The sequence below is a fragment of the Nocardioides sp. NPDC047086 genome, from assembly GCF_040643685.1.
In the GTDB taxonomy this organism is placed as follows: Bacteria; Actinomycetota; Actinomycetes; order Propionibacteriales; family Nocardioidaceae; genus Nocardioides.
In genome coordinates this window covers 350,474-365,806 of the sequence record NZ_JBEYUV010000001.1, presented here as the reverse complement: position 1 = coordinate 365,806, position 15,333 = coordinate 350,474, and the positions used below count along the sequence as shown (strand labels likewise).

The window sequence follows — 15,333 nt, the reverse complement described above, 5'->3', positions numbered from 1 at the left end:
ACGTCCATGGCGTACGAATCCCTGCTCTCACCGATCACCATCGGGTCGCTCACCCTGCGCAACCGTGTGGTGATGGGCTCGATGCACACCGGCCTCGAGGACCACGCGTGGGACATCCCGAAGCTGGCGGCCTACTTCGCCGAGCGGGCCAAGGGCGGCACCGGGCTGATCATCACCGGCGGCTACGCGCCGAACAAGCGCGGCTGGCTGAAGCCGTTCGCGAGCGAGATGAGCTCCCGGCTGCACGCCGCCCAGCACCGCCGGGTGACCGGCGCGGTGCACGAGGAGGGCGGCGCGATCGCGATGCAGGTGCTGCACGCGGGCCGCTACGCCTACACGCCGTTCTCGGTCAGCGCCTCGGCCGTCCAGGCGCCGATCAACCCGTTCAAGCCCGCGGCCCTCTCCGACAAGGCCGTCGACGCGACCGTGAACGACTTCGCCAAGAGCGTCTCGCTGGCGAAGCGGGCCGGATACGACGCGGTCGAGATCATGGGGTCGGAGGGCTACCTGATCAACCAGTTCCTCGCCGAGCGGACCAACCAGCGTGAGGACCGCTGGGGCGGCACCGCGACCAACCGGATGCGTTTCCCGGTCGAGATCGTCCGCCGGAGCCGCGAGCTGGTCGGTGACGACTTCCCGATCATCTTCCGGCTCTCGATCCTCGACCTGGTCGAGGACGGCCAGACCTGGGAGGAGACCATCGAGCTCGCGTACGCGCTCCAGGACGTCGGCGTCTCGGTGTTCAACACCGGCATCGGCTGGCACGAGGCGCGGGTGCCGACCATCATCACCCAGGTCCCGCGTGGAGCGTGGCTCGACATGACCGCCCGCCTCAAGGCCGAGGTGTCGGTCCCGGTCTGCGCCTCCAACCGGATCAACACCCCCGAGCTCGCCGAGTCGGCGATCGCCGAGGGCAAGGCCGACCTGGTCTCGATGGCACGCCCGCTGCTCGCCGACCCCGAGTTCGCCAGGAAGACCGCCGAGGGCCGCACCGACGAGATCAACACCTGCATCGCCTGCAACCAGGCCTGCTTGGACCACGCCTTCGCCAACAAGGCCGCCTCCTGCCTGGTCAACCCGCGGGCGGCGCGCGAGACGACGCTGGTGCTCGCCCCGACCAAGCTGAAGCAGACCGTGGCCGTCGTCGGCGCCGGGCCGGCCGGCCTCGCCGCCGCCACCTCGGCCGCCGAGCGCGGCTTCGCGGTGACCCTGTTCGAGAAGTCCTCGCAGGTCGGGGGCCAGTTCCGCCTCGCGATGGCGGTGCCCGGCAAGGAAGACTTCAAGGACACGCTGCGCTACTTCACCCGGCGCCTGGAGGTGCTGGGCGTCGAGGTACGCCTCGACACCGAGGCCACCACCGCCGAACTGGAGCCCTTCGACCACGTCATCGTCTCGACCGGCGTCACCCCACGCGTCCCGCAGATCGCCGGCTCCGAGGACGACCGGGTCGTGACGTACGCAGACGTGCTCGCCGGCCGGGTCGTCCCGGGCCGCCGGGTCGCGGTGATCGGCGCCGGCGGCATCGGCGTCGACGTGTCCGCCTGGCTGACCCACCGTCCGGAGACCCTCGAGGAGTGGAAGGCCCGCTGGGGCGTCGGCGACCCGGCGACCTTCCGCGGCGGACTCGCCATCCCTGTCCTCGAGGCCCCCGCGCGCCAGGTGACCCTGCTGCAGCGCAAGGCCACCCCGATCGGCATCGGCCTCGGCAAGACCTCCGGCTGGGCCCACCGCGCCCACCTCAAGCAGGACGGCGTCAAGCAGGTCCGAGGTGCGACGTACGACAAGATCGAGGCCGGCGACGACTCCCTCACCCTCCACTACGCCGTCGACGGCGAGCCCCGCACGCTCGAGGTCGACCACGTCGTCCTCTGCGCGGGTCAGGAGTCGGTGCGCGACCTGTGGACCGAGCGAGAGCACTGGCACCTCATCGGCGGCGCCGACGTCGCCGCCGAGCTCGACGCCAAGCGCGCGATCAAGCAGGGAACCGAGGTCGCGGCCGGCTTGTGACCCGATAGCCTCGGAGCATGAGCGAGCGCCAGCGAGTGACAATAGGCCTCAGGCCGCCGGTTCCGTATTCTTCGATCTGCCCGACGGAGGCGGCGGCATGAGCGATCCCGACTGCCTGTTCTGCAACATCGTCGCGGGCAACATCCCGTCGACGAAGATCTACGAGGACGACGAGACGTACGCCTTCATGGACATCGCCCCGGCCGCTGAAGGGCACGCGGTGGTGGTGCCGAAGACGCACACCAAGGACGTCCTGGAGGCCGACCCGGCGGTGTACGCCTCGACTGCGAGGGCCGCCCAGGCGGTCGCGAAGCGGGCGGTCGACGTGCTGCAGGCGGACGGGGTCAACGTACTCAACAACTGCGGGCCGGCCGCCTGGCAGACGGTGTTCCACCTGCACTTCCACGTGATCCCGCGCTACACCGACAAGACCAGGGACTCGCTCACCCTCCCGTGGGTGCCGCGCCCGGGCGACCTGGACGCGATCAAGGCGATCGGCGAGAAGCTCGCCTTCTAGGCTCAGCCGGTCGGAGCGCCTTCGGCGTGGGCGGCGACCATGTCGGCGTACCACCCGAAGGACCGCTTCGGCGTGCGTACGCCGGCGGCGTCGACGTGCACCAGGCCGTACTTCCCGCCGACGCCGTCCTCCCAGTCCTTGCCGGTGAACGGCGCCTCCCAGCCGTCCCGGTCGAGCAGGGTGTAGGCGTAGAAGCCGCGGACGTCGACACCGCGCTCGATCGCGGCCGAGACCGCCTCCAGGTGCGCCTCGAGGTAGTCGATGCGGGCCTGGTCGTCGATCTCGCCGTCCACCACCGGGGCGTCGTACGCAGCACCGCACTCGGTCACCACGATCGGCGGCATCGCGGCGCGATAGCGGGATCGGGTGATGATCAGCCACTCCCGCAGGGCGGTGGGCACCACGCCCCAGCCGGTGTCGGTGGCGGGGTAGCCGACCAGCGGCACCATCCGGAACGGGATCTCGTCGCCCTCGGCGGAGGCGCCGATGCGCTGCGGCGCGAAGAAGTTGACCCCGTAGAAGTCGAGGGGTGAACGGATCACGGTCATGTCGCCAGGCATCGCGACCTCGTCGGCGAGACCGGCGATGTCCCGGGGGTAACGGCCCATCAGCATCGCCTCGAGAGGCACCGCGTTCCAGGCCAGGTCGATGAGCTTGGCCGCGCCGACGTCGGCGGGATCCTCCGAGAGCGGCCAGATCGGCTCGTGGTGGTTGGCGCACCCGACAGACTCGACCCCGGCGGCGCGCAGCACCTGCACACCGCGGCCGTGGGCGAGAAGCAGGTGGTGCATCGCCGCGACGACGCCCCAGCCCGCGCGGCGTCCGGGCGCGATCGTGCCGAGCCCGTAGCCGAGGTAGCCGGCCACGTTCGGGTCCTGGACCGGCACCCACTCCGGGACTCGGTCGCCGATCAGGTCCGCGACCGCCTGGGCGTACTCCCCGAAGGCATCGACGGTGGCGCGGTTGAGCCAGCCCCCGTCGGCGGCCAGCGGCTCCGGCAGCTCGCCGGCGTAGAGCGTGGCCGACGGGCGCAGACCGGCCTCGAGCAGCTCGTCGACCAGGCGGTCGTAACGAGCGCGGGCATCGCGATCGAAGGCACCGCGCCCACCCGGCTGAAGCTCACGCCAGGAGACCGCGAACCGGTATCCCGGCGCACCGAGACGTTGGAGCAGCGCAACATCCTGCTCGCCCCCCGGCCGGGTGGCGTCTGCAGTGCCGAACACGAAGCCAGTCGGGAACTTGGGAAACGCCACGGCACAATCATGACTGTGACTGCCCAGATCCGCCGAGGAAACGCCCGATTCACGGAACGTCCACCCGGCCTCCGGCCAGGAAAAATCACCTGGCACACCTACTCCTTCGGACCCCACTACGATCCCAGCAGGGTTGGCTTCGGCCCGATCGTGGCCTACGACGAGCACCTGCTGCGCAACGGTGAGGGGTTCGAGAACCACCACCATGCCGGGGTCACGATCGTCACCTGGCCGGTGTCCGGCGAGGTGACCCACACCGACTCGACCGGCGCCACCGGGACCGTCTCACCCGGCCAGGTCGGCGTCTTCACCACCGGCGACGGGGTCGACCACTCCGAGTTCGCCTCGGCCGCCGGCACCCGGTTCATCCAGGTATGGATCGCGGGCAGCACGGGCGCGCCGGCGTACGCCGTCCACGACGTCACTCCGGTTGAGGGCGAGTGGGTCGAAGCGGTCCACCTGGACCAAGGGTCGCTGCGGGTCGGCCGTGTCGGCACCGACGGCCCCGCTGAGATCACCCTCCCGCCGGGCCCGCTCCGCCATCTCCATGTCGCCTCCGGCGCCCTCCTGCGCAGCGGGATGGCCGAGCCGCTCACCGCAGGCGACGCCTTCGAGATCACCGCCGGGGATGATCTTCCGCCGGAATTCACGGTCGCTGCGGGCGTACCGACGGAGCTTCTGCTCTGGACCTTCGAATAGGGCGGACAAGGCGCAGGCCCGGCGGCTAAAGTCCGCTCTTGACTGCTGCTCCGTGTGGAGCTCTGCCGAAAGGTTTGGTGTGACGACGTTCCTGATCATCGGAGCCGTCGGGCTGGGCCTCCTGCTGGTGTCGCTGGTGATCGGCGACCTCCTCGACGGCTTCCTCGGCGGCCTGCTGGACTGGCTGGCGAGCGACTGGTTCTCCACGGCCGCGCTGGCCGGATTCGTGTCGGCGTTCGGGTTCGGCGGTGCCATCGCCCACGGGCCGCTGGGCCTCGGCCTGCTGCCGTCCATCCTGATCGGCTCCGTCGTCGGAGCGCTCTTTGCCTGGTTCGCACTGTGGCTGACCCGCCTGCTGAAGGAGGAGCACACCGACGCGGCACCTTCGGGGGAGGCAGCCGTCGGTCTGGACGCCGCCGTGATCACCACGATCCCGGCGGACGGGTTCGGCGTGGTGCGGGTCGCACTCGGGGGCCACACGGTGACCTACAACGCCAAGGCGCCCGACACCGGCGAGGCGATCACCCCCGGCACCGCCGTGCACGTGACCGGCGTCATCTCACCGACGGCAGTCACCGTCGCGCCGACCTGGCGCGAGATCACCTCCTGACCTGAAGGGGTCCCCATGGAACTGCTGGTGCCGATCGCCGGCCTTGTCGTACTTCTCATCCTGCTTCTGCTGCTGGTCACCAGCCGCTACAAGGTCGCCGGCCCCAACCAGGCCTTCATCGTCACCGGCCGCAAGGGCAAGGCGGTGCTCAACCCCGAGACCGGCCAGCTCACCACCGACCTGTCGGGACAGAAGGTCGTGCTCGGTGGCGGCGTCTTCGTGGTGCCGTTCGTCCAGAAGCTGGCGACCATGGACCTCTCCTCGCGCCGGATCTCGGTCCAGATCCGCGGCGCGGTCTCCGGGCAGGGCATCAAGCTCAACCTCGAGGGTGTCGCGATCGTGAAGGTGGGCGGTAACGCCGACCAGATCCGACTGGCCGCGCAGCGCTTCCTCTCCCAGCAGCAGGAGATCGAGCCGTTCACCCAGGAGGTGCTCGCCGGTGCGCTGCGCTCGATCGTCGGTGGCCTCACCGTCGAGCAGATCATCCGTGACCGGGCCGCGTTCGCCCAGCGGGTCGCCGACGAGTCCGAGTCCTCGCTGACCGGCCAGGGCCTGATCCTGGACACCTTCCAGATCCAGGACGTCACCGACGACGGCTCCTACCTCGCCAACCTCGGCCGCCCGGAGGCCGCCCGGATCACCCAGGCCGCCTCGATCGCCGAGGCCGAGGCCCGTCGTGCCGCCGAGCAGGCCCGGATCAAGGCCGAGGAGGAGATCGCGGTCGCCCAGCGCGCACTCGCGCTCAAGCAGGCCGAGATCAAGGCCGAGACCGACGCGGCTTCCGCCAACGCCGCCGCCTCCGGCCCGCTGGCCCAGGCCGACCGCGACCAGGCGATCCTCACCGAGCAGGAGAAGGTCGCCGTACGCCAGGCGGCGCTGACCGAGCGGCAGCTCGAGACTCAGGTGCGCAAGCCCGCCGACGCCGAGCGCTACCGCGTCGAGCAGGAGGCCGAGGGCCGCCGCAACTCCGAGATCGCCGCCGCCGAGGCCCGTAAGGCGGCGACCATCGCCGCCGCCGAGGCCGACGCCGAGCAGGCGCGCCTCTCCGGCGAGGCCGAGAAGGCCCGTCGTGCCGCGCTGGCCGAGGCCGAGGCCATCGAGGGCGCCAAGCGCGGTGACGCGCAGAAGGCGCTGCGTCTGGCCGGTGCCGAGGCCACCCGGGCCGAGGGTGAGGCGAGCGCTGCCGCCACCCTGGCCGTCGGTCACGCCGAGGCCGAGGCGATGGACAAGCGGGCCGCGGCGTTCGCGTCCTACAACGACGCCGCCGTGCTGCAGATGCTCATCGAGGTCCTGCCCCAGGTCGCCCGGGAGGTCGCCGCGCCGATCAGCGCCATCGACAACCTCACCGTGCTCTCCACCGAGGGCGCCGGCGCTCTGCCGAAGCAGGTCAACGACAACGTCGTCCAGACCCTCAACATGCTCAAGACCGCGACCGGCGTCGACCTCGGCGCGATGCTCCGCAAGGCCTCCGACTCGACCTCGGTGAACGGCACCGCCGAGATCCCGGCCGGGCAGTGACCGGTCCACACCTTGCCAACATCCGGTCACCAATCGTGTGGAAAAGGGACATAAACGTGACAGCCAGGAACAAGTCTGGTTATGTATCCACGTCGACGTAGGGAGGGAGCACTCCAAGCCTCGACCGGGCCTCGCGGCCGCAAGGCCGCCAGGCTCGCCCCTTGAGCTTCTCTACTGTTCCCCCCGTCGGTAGAGAAGCACCGAGGGAAATTGATGGTGGCCCGGCCTCACGGCCGGGCCACCTCTCATTTGCGACCGAGAACCCCGCGGCCTCTAGCGCTCGTTGACCATCCGGAGGAAGGCCTCGACGAGCGGGCCCGAGGTGGCGGCACCGTTCTCGCCCTCGTCGACGTAGACGGCCACTGCCAGGTCGCCCTGTGCCGCGATCATCCAGGTGTGCGTGAGGCGCTTGCCGTTGCGGTCGAACTCGGCCGTACCGGTCTTGGCGATCACCGGCTTGCCCGGCACGTCGGCCAGGCCGCCACCGGTGCCGTCGGTGACCACACCCCGGAAGATCGTACGCAGCTGCTCGGCCTCGTCGGCGGCGAGCGGTTCGACACCCGACGGCTTGGCGACCTGGCCCTGGACGAGGGTCGGGACCACGGTGTGACCGGCCTGGATGGAGCCGATGACAGTGGCCATCACGAGCGGTGAGGCGAGCACCTTGCCCTGCCCGATCAGGTCGGCGGCGTGCTCGGTGTCTCCGGCCGGCTCGGGGATCTCCCCGAAGTAGGAGGTGAAGCCGGCGTCGCGGTCGATCCCGAAGCCCAGCGAGGCGGCGGCGGAGGCGATCTCGGCGTGGCCGACCTCGCCGGCCGCACCGATCATGGCGGTGTTGCAGGACTCGGCGACGGCGTGGGCGAGCGTGATCTCGCCGAGGGCCGACTTCGGGTACCAGGAGTCGTTCTTGAAGGTCTTGCCGTCGACGGTGGCCTTGGCCGGGCAGGTCACCTGGCTCTTGGCGTTGAGGCCCTTGCGCAGCAGGGCCAGCGTCGTCGCGGTCTTGAAGGTCGAGCCCGGCGCGGCCTGACCGTAGGTGGCCAGGTTCATCTTGTTGTCCTCGCCGTTGGCGGCGACCAGCACGGCACCGTCGCTGGGCCGGAGCGCGACCAGGGCGCTCTCGGGCTTGACGCGCTTCAGGATCTTCTCGGCGCTCTTCTGCAGCCGCGCGTCGAGGGTGACGGTCAGCGACTTCCCGTCGATCGGGTCGGTGCTGTAGAGCCTCTTGAGCACCTCCCCCTCGTCGCCGAGCACCGCGACCCGGAGCCCGGGCTTCCCTCGCAACTGCTCGTCGTAGCGCGCCTGCAGGCCGGAGAGCCCGGCGAGGTCACCCGGGAGGTAGGTCCCGGGCTTCTTCTTCATCATCTCCGCCGTCACCTCACCGACGATGCCGACGACCGGCGAGGCGAACTCCTTGGTCGGGCCGAGCGGGAGGGTCCGGTTGAGCATCGCGGCGCCCTTGATCTTGGCGATCTTCGCGGACTTGGCCTTCGTCATCATCGGCTTACGGATCGAGAGCGCCTCCACGAACGCCTTGTCACCGGCCGCTCTGACGCGCTTGGCGTAGCGCTTCGGGTTGATGCCGACGATCGCGGCGACATCGCGGGCGGCCGCGGGAGCCGCCACCGGGTCGATCAGGGTCTTGTCGATGCCGACCGTGACGACCGGCCGATCCGCGACCAGGGTCGCTCCCGACGTACTCAGGATCTCGCCGCGCTGCTGCTGGACGGTCTCGACGTGGAGGCTGCGTCCCTCGGCGAGCGTCGGGGCGACGACCGTCGGCTCCCAGACGAACTCCCACTTCTCATCGGTCTTGCGGAGCTCGACCTCCGACTCGTAGGTCCACCGGCCGCCCGGCAGTCCCCACGCCCAGGTGAGTGTCGACTTCGCGCTGTCGGTGCCGTGGCCGGAGAAGACCGGCTTGGTCGCGGTCACGTCGGGCGCGCCGAGCTTCCCGAACAGGTTGCCGGTCAGATCGCTGTAGTCGGTGGCGACGGCCTTGGGATCGGTCTTCGTCACGAAGTCGACCTTCGTGAAGGAGCCGGTCTCCAGCGCGGTCGTCAGGGTCGACATGCTCGGACCCGGTTCCTTGGCCCCACCGCAGGCAGCAAGCAGCGGTAAGGCAACAGCAAGGGCCGCTATGCCCCGGGAGACTCGCATGGAACGGTTCTATCAGCCTCGCCCCCAAGATTGGGTTACACCTGTCCAACGCGGAGGTTGTGAAGCCGAGCGTGGCCGTGGACACGCCCGGCTTCACAACCGTCCGGATCAGTGCGTCGCCAGCCAGGCGTCCAGGTCGACGCCGCGCTGGTCGGCGAGCTTCTCCAGACGCTCACGGGTCGGCGGCTGGACCACCTTCGGCTCGATGTGACGGTCGAGGGCGGCGTACTTCCGCTGCCTGGAGGCCTGCGCGGGACCGGTCGCTTCGGCGGCGGTGACCACGGCCGGGGTCGCGGTGACCGCGGCGCCGGTGAGCGGCGAGCTCACCAGAGGGGTGTAACCGTCCCGATGGCCCGCGGTGTTGGCGTGGTAGGACTCCTCGATCGGGTTGGAGAGCCCGTTGACCCACTCGGGGTTGTCGCAGACCGCGTGTCCGGTGAACCGGCTGATCGGGTTGACGTAGCTGAATCCGGCAGCGCTCGCCCGCGAGGCCGTGGTGTTGTTGAGGAGCACCGCGGTGTCGTTGAGGATCGCCTCGTCCGACGGGCTGAACCAGGTGAGCGCGTTGCAGTCCTCACCCATGAACAGCTTCGGATAGCCCACGACCACCACCTTCGCGCTGGGAGCGGCCGACCGGATCCTCGAGTAGAGCGTCCCGAGGCTGGCCGGCAACGTGTTGCGGATGTAGTTCTGCGCACCCGCGACCGCTCCGGCGCAGTCGCTCGCCCAGGCGGGGAGAGCGCACTCGGTGATCACGTCGGCGAAGCCGGCGTCGTTGCCACCGACGGAGATGGTCACGTAACGGGTCGAGCTGGACAGCGCACTGAGCTGGCTGTTGGTCACGTCGGCGACGACCGCGCCCGAGCAGGCGCGGAAGTTGAGGTTGTAGCCCTTCGCGGCGGCGACCAGGCTCGGGTACGCCAGGGTCGACCGCATGCACTGGCTGCCGTCGTTGATGTAGCTGCGGGTGCCGACTCCTGAGGAGTAGGAGTCGCCGAGGGCGACGTAGGGCTCCCCAGCCGCTGAAGCGAAGCCCGAAGCAATCGGATCCGCGGAGGCTGGGGAGCCGGGGGCGACGGCGAGGCCGGCACCGAGAAGGGCGATGGATGTGAGGGAGACCGCGAGGCGGACTTTGGACAGGCGGAAGGTCGAACCGTTCATGGCAACTCCCGAAAGCCAGGGGCCGCTGGGGGCGGCCCTTCTCTACGGTTGTACGCGCACTTGCTCCCGCCCGCAGGAAATTTGTTTCACGTCCAAGTAACTGTCCGGAACCCGCTCAGCCGGGTTCATTCGGCGTTCTGCAGGCGAGGCAGGATGCGGTCGAGCCAGCGCGGCAGCCACCAGGCGCGGGCGCCGAGCAGCCGCATCACCGCGGGCACGACGAGACACCGCACCACGACCGCGTCGAGCAGCACCGCCACCGCCATCACGAACCCCATCTCCTGGAGCATCCGGTCCGGGCTGAACCAGAAGGCACCGAAGACCACGACCATGATCGCGGCCGCGGCGGTGATGACGCCGCCGGTGTGCGCCAGCCCCTCCCGGACCGCCTCCTGGGCGTCGCCGCTGCGCAGCCACTCCTCGCGCATCCGCGAGATCAGGAAGACCTCGTAGTCCATCGAGAGCCCGAAGACGATCGCGAAGGTCATCACCGGCAGGAACGCCTCGATCGGACCCGGCTCGACCCCGAGCAGACCCTCCTGGAAGACGTACGTCATCGCGCCCATCGAGGCGGCGATCGAGAGGACGTTGAGGATCGCCGCCTTGATCGCCACCGCGACCGAGCGGAAGACGCACATCAGCAGCAGCGCGGAGAGCCCGACGACGATCCCGATGAAGAGCGGCAGCTTCTTCCCGACCGCGTCGGAGTAGTCGATCAGCGCCGCGGTCGACCCACCGACGAGGACGTCGTCGCCGAGGTCGGCGCGCAGGTCCTTCACCAGCTCGGTGGTCCCGGCGTCCTGCGGCCCGGTCTCCGGGAAGGCGATGGAGGTGAACACCGCACCGTCGGCCGACGGCTGCGGCGGCGTCACGGCGGCCACGCCGGCGTACCCCTGGACCTGCTCGTACGCAGCACCCGCCTGCTCCTGGGGGCCCTCGGTCATGACGACGAGCGGGCCGTTGGCACCGGGCCCGAACTTCTCGCCCACCAGGTCGTACGCCTTCCGCGTGGTCGAGGAGGCGTCGTCGTTGCCGGCATCCGCGAAACCGAGCTGGAGGCCGAGGACCGGGGCGGCCAGGACGCCGAGCGTGACCAGGGAGACGACCAGCGCGGCCCACGGGTGCCGCTGGACGCCGGAGGCCCAGGCGCGCCAGCGCTGGCCGGGCTCGCGCCGCGACCGGGCCGCGTGCCTGCGTACGGACTTCTCCAGGCGCTTGCCGAAAAGGGTCAGCAGCGACGGCAGCAGGGTGACCGCGGCGATCATGGTCATCAGGACAGTGAGGGCGACGCCGAGCACGACGCCCTGGATCGAGGTCAGCTGCAGCACGTACAGGCCACAGAGCGCCAGGATCACGCTGACCCCGGCGAAGAGGACCGAGCGGCCGGCGGTGTCGATGGCGGTCGCCGTGGCATCCTCTCGAGTGGCGCCGCCGAGCAGCTCGCTGCGGTAGCGCGAGAAGACCAGCAGCGCGTAGTCGATGCCCACGCCGAGCCCGACGATCATCAGCATCGGCACGGTGTAGTCCGGGATCGTGGTCAGGTGTGAGAGCAGCGTAACCACGCCGAAGGTCGTGCCGACCGCGAAGATCGCAGTGATCAGCGGCAGGCTCGCGGCCAGGAACGAGCCGAACATGAACAGCATGATCACCAGGGCGGCCAGCATCCCGATGCCCTCGGAGCTGCCGCCCTCGCCCTCGTTCACCTCACGCATCGAGTCGCCTGCCATCTCGATCTGAAGGTCGCCGGTCGAGGTCTCGTCCGCCAGGTCGAGGAAGGGCTCGTAGGCGCTGATCGGTAGCTCGCCCGCCTCCGCGTCCATCACGACGGTGACCAGCGCGGTCGTACCGTCCTCGCTCACCGACCCGCGCTGCGGATCGGCCGCCTCGACGGTCTCGACGTGAGGCACCTCGGCGAGGTCGGCGAGCAGCTGGTCGACGGCCTTCTGGTCGGTGTCCCAGCCGCGCTCGTCGTGGATGACCGCGCGCACCTCGTCCCCGGTCGACCCGCCATGCTTCGCCTGTAGGTCGGCCATCTCCTGCGACTGGGTGCCGGGGATGTCGAAGGAGTTGCGGTAGTCGTCGCCGATGCTCTGTGCCGACACCGTCACCCCCACCAGGACGACCACCCACAGCAGCAGCGCGGTCCAGTGATGGCGTTGGGAGAAGGACGCCAGCCGCCGCAGCGGGCTAGGTCTCGTGATCGTCTGCGTGGTCATCATGTCTCCTGTCGTATCTCGTCTGGCTATAGGTAGCCAGACAACATGTATGGAGGCAATGTACGCCGGACTGTGTAGGCTGTCTACATGAAAGCCGACGCCCTCCGTGGCCACCTCGACTCGCTGATCCTGGCCGTCGTCGAGAAGCAGCCCCTCCACGGCTACGCGATCATCGAGGCCCTGAGCGCCCGCAGCGGCGGCGAGCTCGACCTCCCCACCGGCACCATCTACCCCGCGCTGCGTCGCCTGGAGAAGGCCGGCTACCTCGACAGCTCCTGGTCCGAGGTCGGCGGCCGCAAGCGCCGCACCTACGAGCTCTCCTCCGCCGGCCGCACCGCCCTCGCCACCCACCGCCAGGAGTGGCGCACGTTCGCCAAGGTCGTCTCCGGCGTACTCGGCGAAGCCTGACCGCCGAGCCGCCACCCCGGTCGGCCGAGCCGTCACTCCCGTCGACCGAGTCGGCACCTCTGGCGTGTCATTCAGGGAGTTCCCTGATGTGGCCGACGCAGCCGAGGACGGAAGATGAGCGCATGAGCGCCGTTGACGTCTACCTTGCGGACCTGCGCGCCGCGATCCCCGGCCCGAGCTGGACCCGGCGCGACCTCCTGCGCGAGGCCGGCGACCATCTCGAGGACGCGACCGGCGCCTACACCGCCGCGGGCTACACGACCACCGAGGCCGAGGCGCTCGCTCTGCGCGACTTCGGGTCCGTCGACGACATCGCTCCCGGATTCCGCGACACCGTCGCGATCGGTGCCGCGCGACGTACGGCCCTCATGCTCGTCCTCGTCATGATCCCTCAGGCGTTCCTGTGGGACGGCGGCATCGACCTGGCTTCCAGCGCGCACCTGACAGCCCCGGATGCAGGACTGTTCAGCGTGCTCGACGGAATCATCGAGTACGTCGGCACGATCGGCGCACTCGGCGCCGTCATCGCGCTCGTGGTGACCGCGATCGGTCAGCGCTGGCTCCCCGTCGGCCGGCGCGCCGCACGGTTGACCGCGACCTGGGCCCTCACCATCGCGCTCGTGATCCCTGTCATCGGCTTCACGATGCTGGTCCTCACCGGCGGTCTCACCGTGATCGTTGCGCTGGCCGCGATCGCGTTCATGGCGACCCCGTTCGCACTGGTCGCGCTCTCCGCCCAGCGCACCCTCGCCGCCTGCTGAAATACGCTGGTCGAGCCGCCGGAGCCGCTGGGCGAAGGCGTGTCGAGACCAACACGGTCCCCTGTCGCGCTCGCGGGGAATGTGCTGGTCTCGACCAGCGGGGGTCAGTCAGTCGAACTTGCGCTTCTGCCGCGGCTTGCGGGGGCGGTCGCCGAAGTCGGAGCTGCCCTGACGGCCGCCCTTGTCGAAGCGACCACCCGAGCGACGCACGGGGCCACCGCCGGAGTCCTCGGAGAGCTCGATGAGCTTGCCGGAGATGCGGGTCGACTCGAGCGCCTTCCAGGTCTCGGGAGCCAGGTCCGCGGGGAGCTCGACGAGCGAGAAGTCGTTGCGGATGGAGATGTTGCCGAAGTCGGCGCGGCGCAGGCCACCCTCGTTGGCGATGGCGCCGACGATCTGGCGCGGCTCGACGCGGTGGCGCTTGCCCACCTGGATCTTGTAGGTGGCCAGCGGCTGCCCCGTGTGACGCGACGTGCCGGTCTCGCGGCGAGGTCCACGGTCGCCGCCGCGGTCATCGCGGTCGCGACGTCCGCGCCGGTCTTCGTAGGCGGGCTTCTCGGGCTCCGGCTCGAGAAGCAGCGGCTCCTCGCCGTGGAGCACGGCGGCCAGAGCAGCGGCGACATCGACCTCGGGGATGTCGTGCTCGTCGACGTAGTGACGCACCACGTCACGGAAGAACTCGATCTTGTCGCCCTCCTGCAGAGCGGCCGTGATGCCGTCGTCGAAGCGGGAGAGGCGGGTCGCGTTGACCTCGTCGACCGAGGGGAGCTGCATCTGCGTCGGCGATGCCTTGGTGTGCTTCTCGATCGCGCGCAGCAGCCACCGCTCACGCGGGGTGACGAACGAGATCGCGTCGCCGGTGCGGCCCGCGCGGCCGGTCCGGCCGATGCGGTGGACGTACGCCTCGACATCGGTCGGCAGGTCGTAGTTGACCACGTGCGAGATCCGCTCGACATCGAGACCGCGAGCCGCGACGTCGGTCGCGACCAGGATGTCGAGGGAGCCGTCCTTGAGCTGGTTGACGGTCTTCTCGCGCTGGGCCTGGGCGATGTCGCCGTTGATCGCGGTCGCGGCGAAGCCACGCGCGCGCAGCTTCTCGGCCAGCGACTCGGTCTCGGACTTGGTGCGCGTGAAGACGATCATGCCCTCGAAGTTCTCGACCTCGAGGATGCGGGTGAGCGCGTCGACCTTCTGGGGGTAGGACACCATCAGGTAGCGCTGGGTGATGTTGGCGGCGGTCTGGGTCTTCGCCTTGACCGAGATCTCCTTCGCATCGCGAAGGTACTTCTTCGACAGCCGGCGGATCTGCGCGGGCATCGTGGCCGAGAAGAGCGCGACCTGCTTGTCCTCGGGGGTGTCGGCGAGGATGGTCTCGACGTCCTCGGCGAAGCCCATGTTGAGCATCTCGTCGGCCTCGTCGAGCACCAGGAATCGCAGCTGGGAGAGGTCGAGCGTGCCCTTCTCCAGGTGGTCCATGATCCGGCCGGGGGTGCCGACGACGACGTGGACGCCACGACGCAGCGCGGTCAGCTGCGGGCCGTAGCCCTGCCCGCCGTAGACCGGCAGGATGCGTACGCCGTCGAGGTTGGACGCGTAACGCTCGAACGCCTCGCACACCTGCAGGGCCAGCTCGCGCGTCGGCGCGAGCACCAGCGCCTGGGGCGCGTTCTGGTAGACGTCGAGGTTCGAGAGCACCGGCAGCGCGAACGCGGCGGTCTTGCCGGTGCCGGTCTGCGCGAGGCCGACGACGTCGCGGCCCTCGAGCAGCGAGGGGATCGTCGCGGCCTGGATCGCGCTCGGCGTCTCGTAACCGAGCGCCTTGACGGCCTCGAGGACGCCGGCGGAAAGACCGAGTGAGTCGAAGGTCGGACCCTGCTCAGCCTCCACGCTGGACCCGCCGCTGGGCGCGCTCGGCTCCTCGGGCGCGGGAGTGGTGGATACGGCAGAATCAGCGTCGGTGCTCACCCTCCAACGGTAGGCCCTTATAGCACGATCTCAGCATTCCTCGGCGCGGTGGCCCCCG

Annotated in this window: 12 protein-coding genes; 7 read left to right on the top strand and 5 right to left on the bottom strand. The window is 69.9% G+C overall.

Going from position 1 to position 15,333, the window contains the following annotated elements; all coding sequences use genetic code 11:
• Nucleotides 1-6: 6 nt before the first annotated feature.
• Together ABZ796_RS01785 and ABZ796_RS01780 are read left to right on the top strand one after the other, a co-directional pair.
• Nucleotides 7-2,007: an NADPH-dependent 2,4-dienoyl-CoA reductase gene (locus ABZ796_RS01785; RefSeq protein ID WP_357334107.1), complete on the top strand. Its 2,001-nt coding sequence runs from the start codon at nt 7-9 to the stop codon at nt 2,005-2,007.
• 97 nt (nt 2,008-2,104) lie between these two features.
• Nucleotides 2,105-2,524: an HIT family protein gene (locus tag ABZ796_RS01780; protein WP_357334105.1), complete on the top strand. Its 420-nt coding sequence runs from the start codon at nt 2,105-2,107 to the stop codon at nt 2,522-2,524.
• Nucleotides 2,525-2,526: 2 nt separating this feature from the next.
• On the opposite strand, the gene ABZ796_RS01775 is transcribed toward ABZ796_RS01780, so the two are convergent.
• Nucleotides 2,527-3,747, bottom strand: coding sequence for a family 1 glycosylhydrolase (locus tag ABZ796_RS01775; protein WP_357334103.1), 1,221 nt, complete (start codon nt 3,745-3,747; stop codon nt 2,527-2,529).
• A 45-nt stretch (nt 3,748-3,792) separates the two neighbouring features.
• Between ABZ796_RS01775 and ABZ796_RS01770 the strand changes: the two genes are divergently transcribed.
• The 3 genes from ABZ796_RS01770 (at nt 3,793) to ABZ796_RS01760 (ending at nt 6,604) form a co-directional block, all read left to right on the top strand.
• Nucleotides 3,793-4,476, top strand: coding sequence for a pirin family protein (locus tag ABZ796_RS01770; RefSeq protein WP_357334101.1), 684 nt, complete (start codon nt 3,793-3,795; stop codon nt 4,474-4,476).
• 79 nt (nt 4,477-4,555) lie between these two features.
• On the top strand, nt 4,556-5,086 hold the full coding sequence (locus tag ABZ796_RS01765; RefSeq protein ID WP_357334100.1) for a hypothetical protein: 531 nt from the start codon (nt 4,556-4,558) through the stop codon (nt 5,084-5,086).
• Nucleotides 5,087-5,101: 15 nt separating this feature from the next.
• Complete coding sequence (locus tag ABZ796_RS01760) at nt 5,102-6,604, top strand: SPFH domain-containing protein (RefSeq protein WP_357334098.1); 1,503 nt, start codon at nt 5,102-5,104, stop codon at nt 6,602-6,604.
• A 273-nt stretch (nt 6,605-6,877) separates the two neighbouring features.
• Here ABZ796_RS01760 and ABZ796_RS01755 read toward each other — a convergent pair whose 3' ends face one another.
• From ABZ796_RS01755 to ABZ796_RS01745, 3 genes are all read right to left on the bottom strand, one after another.
• Nucleotides 6,878-8,677, bottom strand: a complete 1,800-nt coding sequence (locus tag ABZ796_RS01755) for a penicillin-binding transpeptidase domain-containing protein (protein ID WP_357334096.1) — start codon at nt 8,675-8,677, stop codon at nt 6,878-6,880.
• A gap of 195 nt (nt 8,678-8,872) precedes the next feature.
• Nucleotides 8,873-9,925 (bottom strand): SGNH/GDSL hydrolase family protein, encoded by a 1,053-nt coding sequence (locus tag ABZ796_RS01750; protein ID WP_357334094.1) that lies wholly within the window; start codon nt 9,923-9,925, stop codon nt 8,873-8,875.
• Between the two features lie 125 nt (nt 9,926-10,050).
• On the bottom strand, nt 10,051-12,141 hold the full coding sequence (locus tag ABZ796_RS01745) for an MMPL family transporter (RefSeq protein WP_357334092.1): 2,091 nt from the start codon (nt 12,139-12,141) through the stop codon (nt 10,051-10,053).
• A gap of 87 nt (nt 12,142-12,228) precedes the next feature.
• On the opposite strand from ABZ796_RS01745, the gene ABZ796_RS01740 reads away from it, so the two are divergent.
• Nucleotides 12,229-12,549 (top strand): helix-turn-helix transcriptional regulator, encoded by a 321-nt coding sequence (locus ABZ796_RS01740; RefSeq protein ID WP_357334090.1) that lies wholly within the window; start codon nt 12,229-12,231, stop codon nt 12,547-12,549.
• 122 nt (nt 12,550-12,671) lie between these two features.
• Nucleotides 12,672-13,310 (top strand): permease prefix domain 1-containing protein, encoded by a 639-nt coding sequence (locus ABZ796_RS01735; protein WP_357334088.1) that lies wholly within the window; start codon nt 12,672-12,674, stop codon nt 13,308-13,310.
• 108 nt (nt 13,311-13,418) lie between these two features.
• On the opposite strand, the gene ABZ796_RS01730 is transcribed toward ABZ796_RS01735, so the two are convergent.
• Nucleotides 13,419-15,275 carry a DEAD/DEAH box helicase gene (locus ABZ796_RS01730; RefSeq protein WP_357334086.1) on the bottom strand — a complete coding sequence of 619 codons (1,857 nt, stop codon included), beginning with the start codon at nt 15,273-15,275 and terminating at the stop codon, nt 13,419-13,421.
• Nucleotides 15,276-15,333 lie beyond the last annotated feature (58 nt).

Bases quoted from the DNA above. Each gene is read 5' to 3' on its own strand.
- ABZ796_RS01740 (WP_357334090.1), top strand. From the start codon at position 12,229: ATGAAAGCCGACGCCCTCCGTGGCCACCTCGACTCGCTGATCCTGGCC.
- ABZ796_RS01785 (WP_357334107.1), top strand. From the start codon at position 7: ATGGCGTACGAATCCCTGCTCTCACCGATCACCATCGGGTCGCTCACC.
- ABZ796_RS01735 (WP_357334088.1), top strand. From the start codon at position 12,672: ATGAGCGCCGTTGACGTCTACCTTGCGGACCTGCGCGCCGCGATCCCC.
- ABZ796_RS01755 (WP_357334096.1), bottom strand. From the start codon at position 8,677: ATGTCGACCCTGACGACCGCGCTGGAGACCGGCTCCTTCACGAAGGTC.
- ABZ796_RS01745 (WP_357334092.1), bottom strand. From the start codon at position 12,141: ATGACCACGCAGACGATCACGAGACCTAGCCCGCTGCGGCGGCTGGCG.
- ABZ796_RS01750 (WP_357334094.1), bottom strand. From the start codon at position 9,925: ATGAACGGTTCGACCTTCCGCCTGTCCAAAGTCCGCCTCGCGGTCTCC.
- ABZ796_RS01760 (WP_357334098.1), top strand. From the start codon at position 5,102: ATGGAACTGCTGGTGCCGATCGCCGGCCTTGTCGTACTTCTCATCCTG.
- ABZ796_RS01780 (WP_357334105.1), top strand. From the start codon at position 2,105: ATGAGCGATCCCGACTGCCTGTTCTGCAACATCGTCGCGGGCAACATC.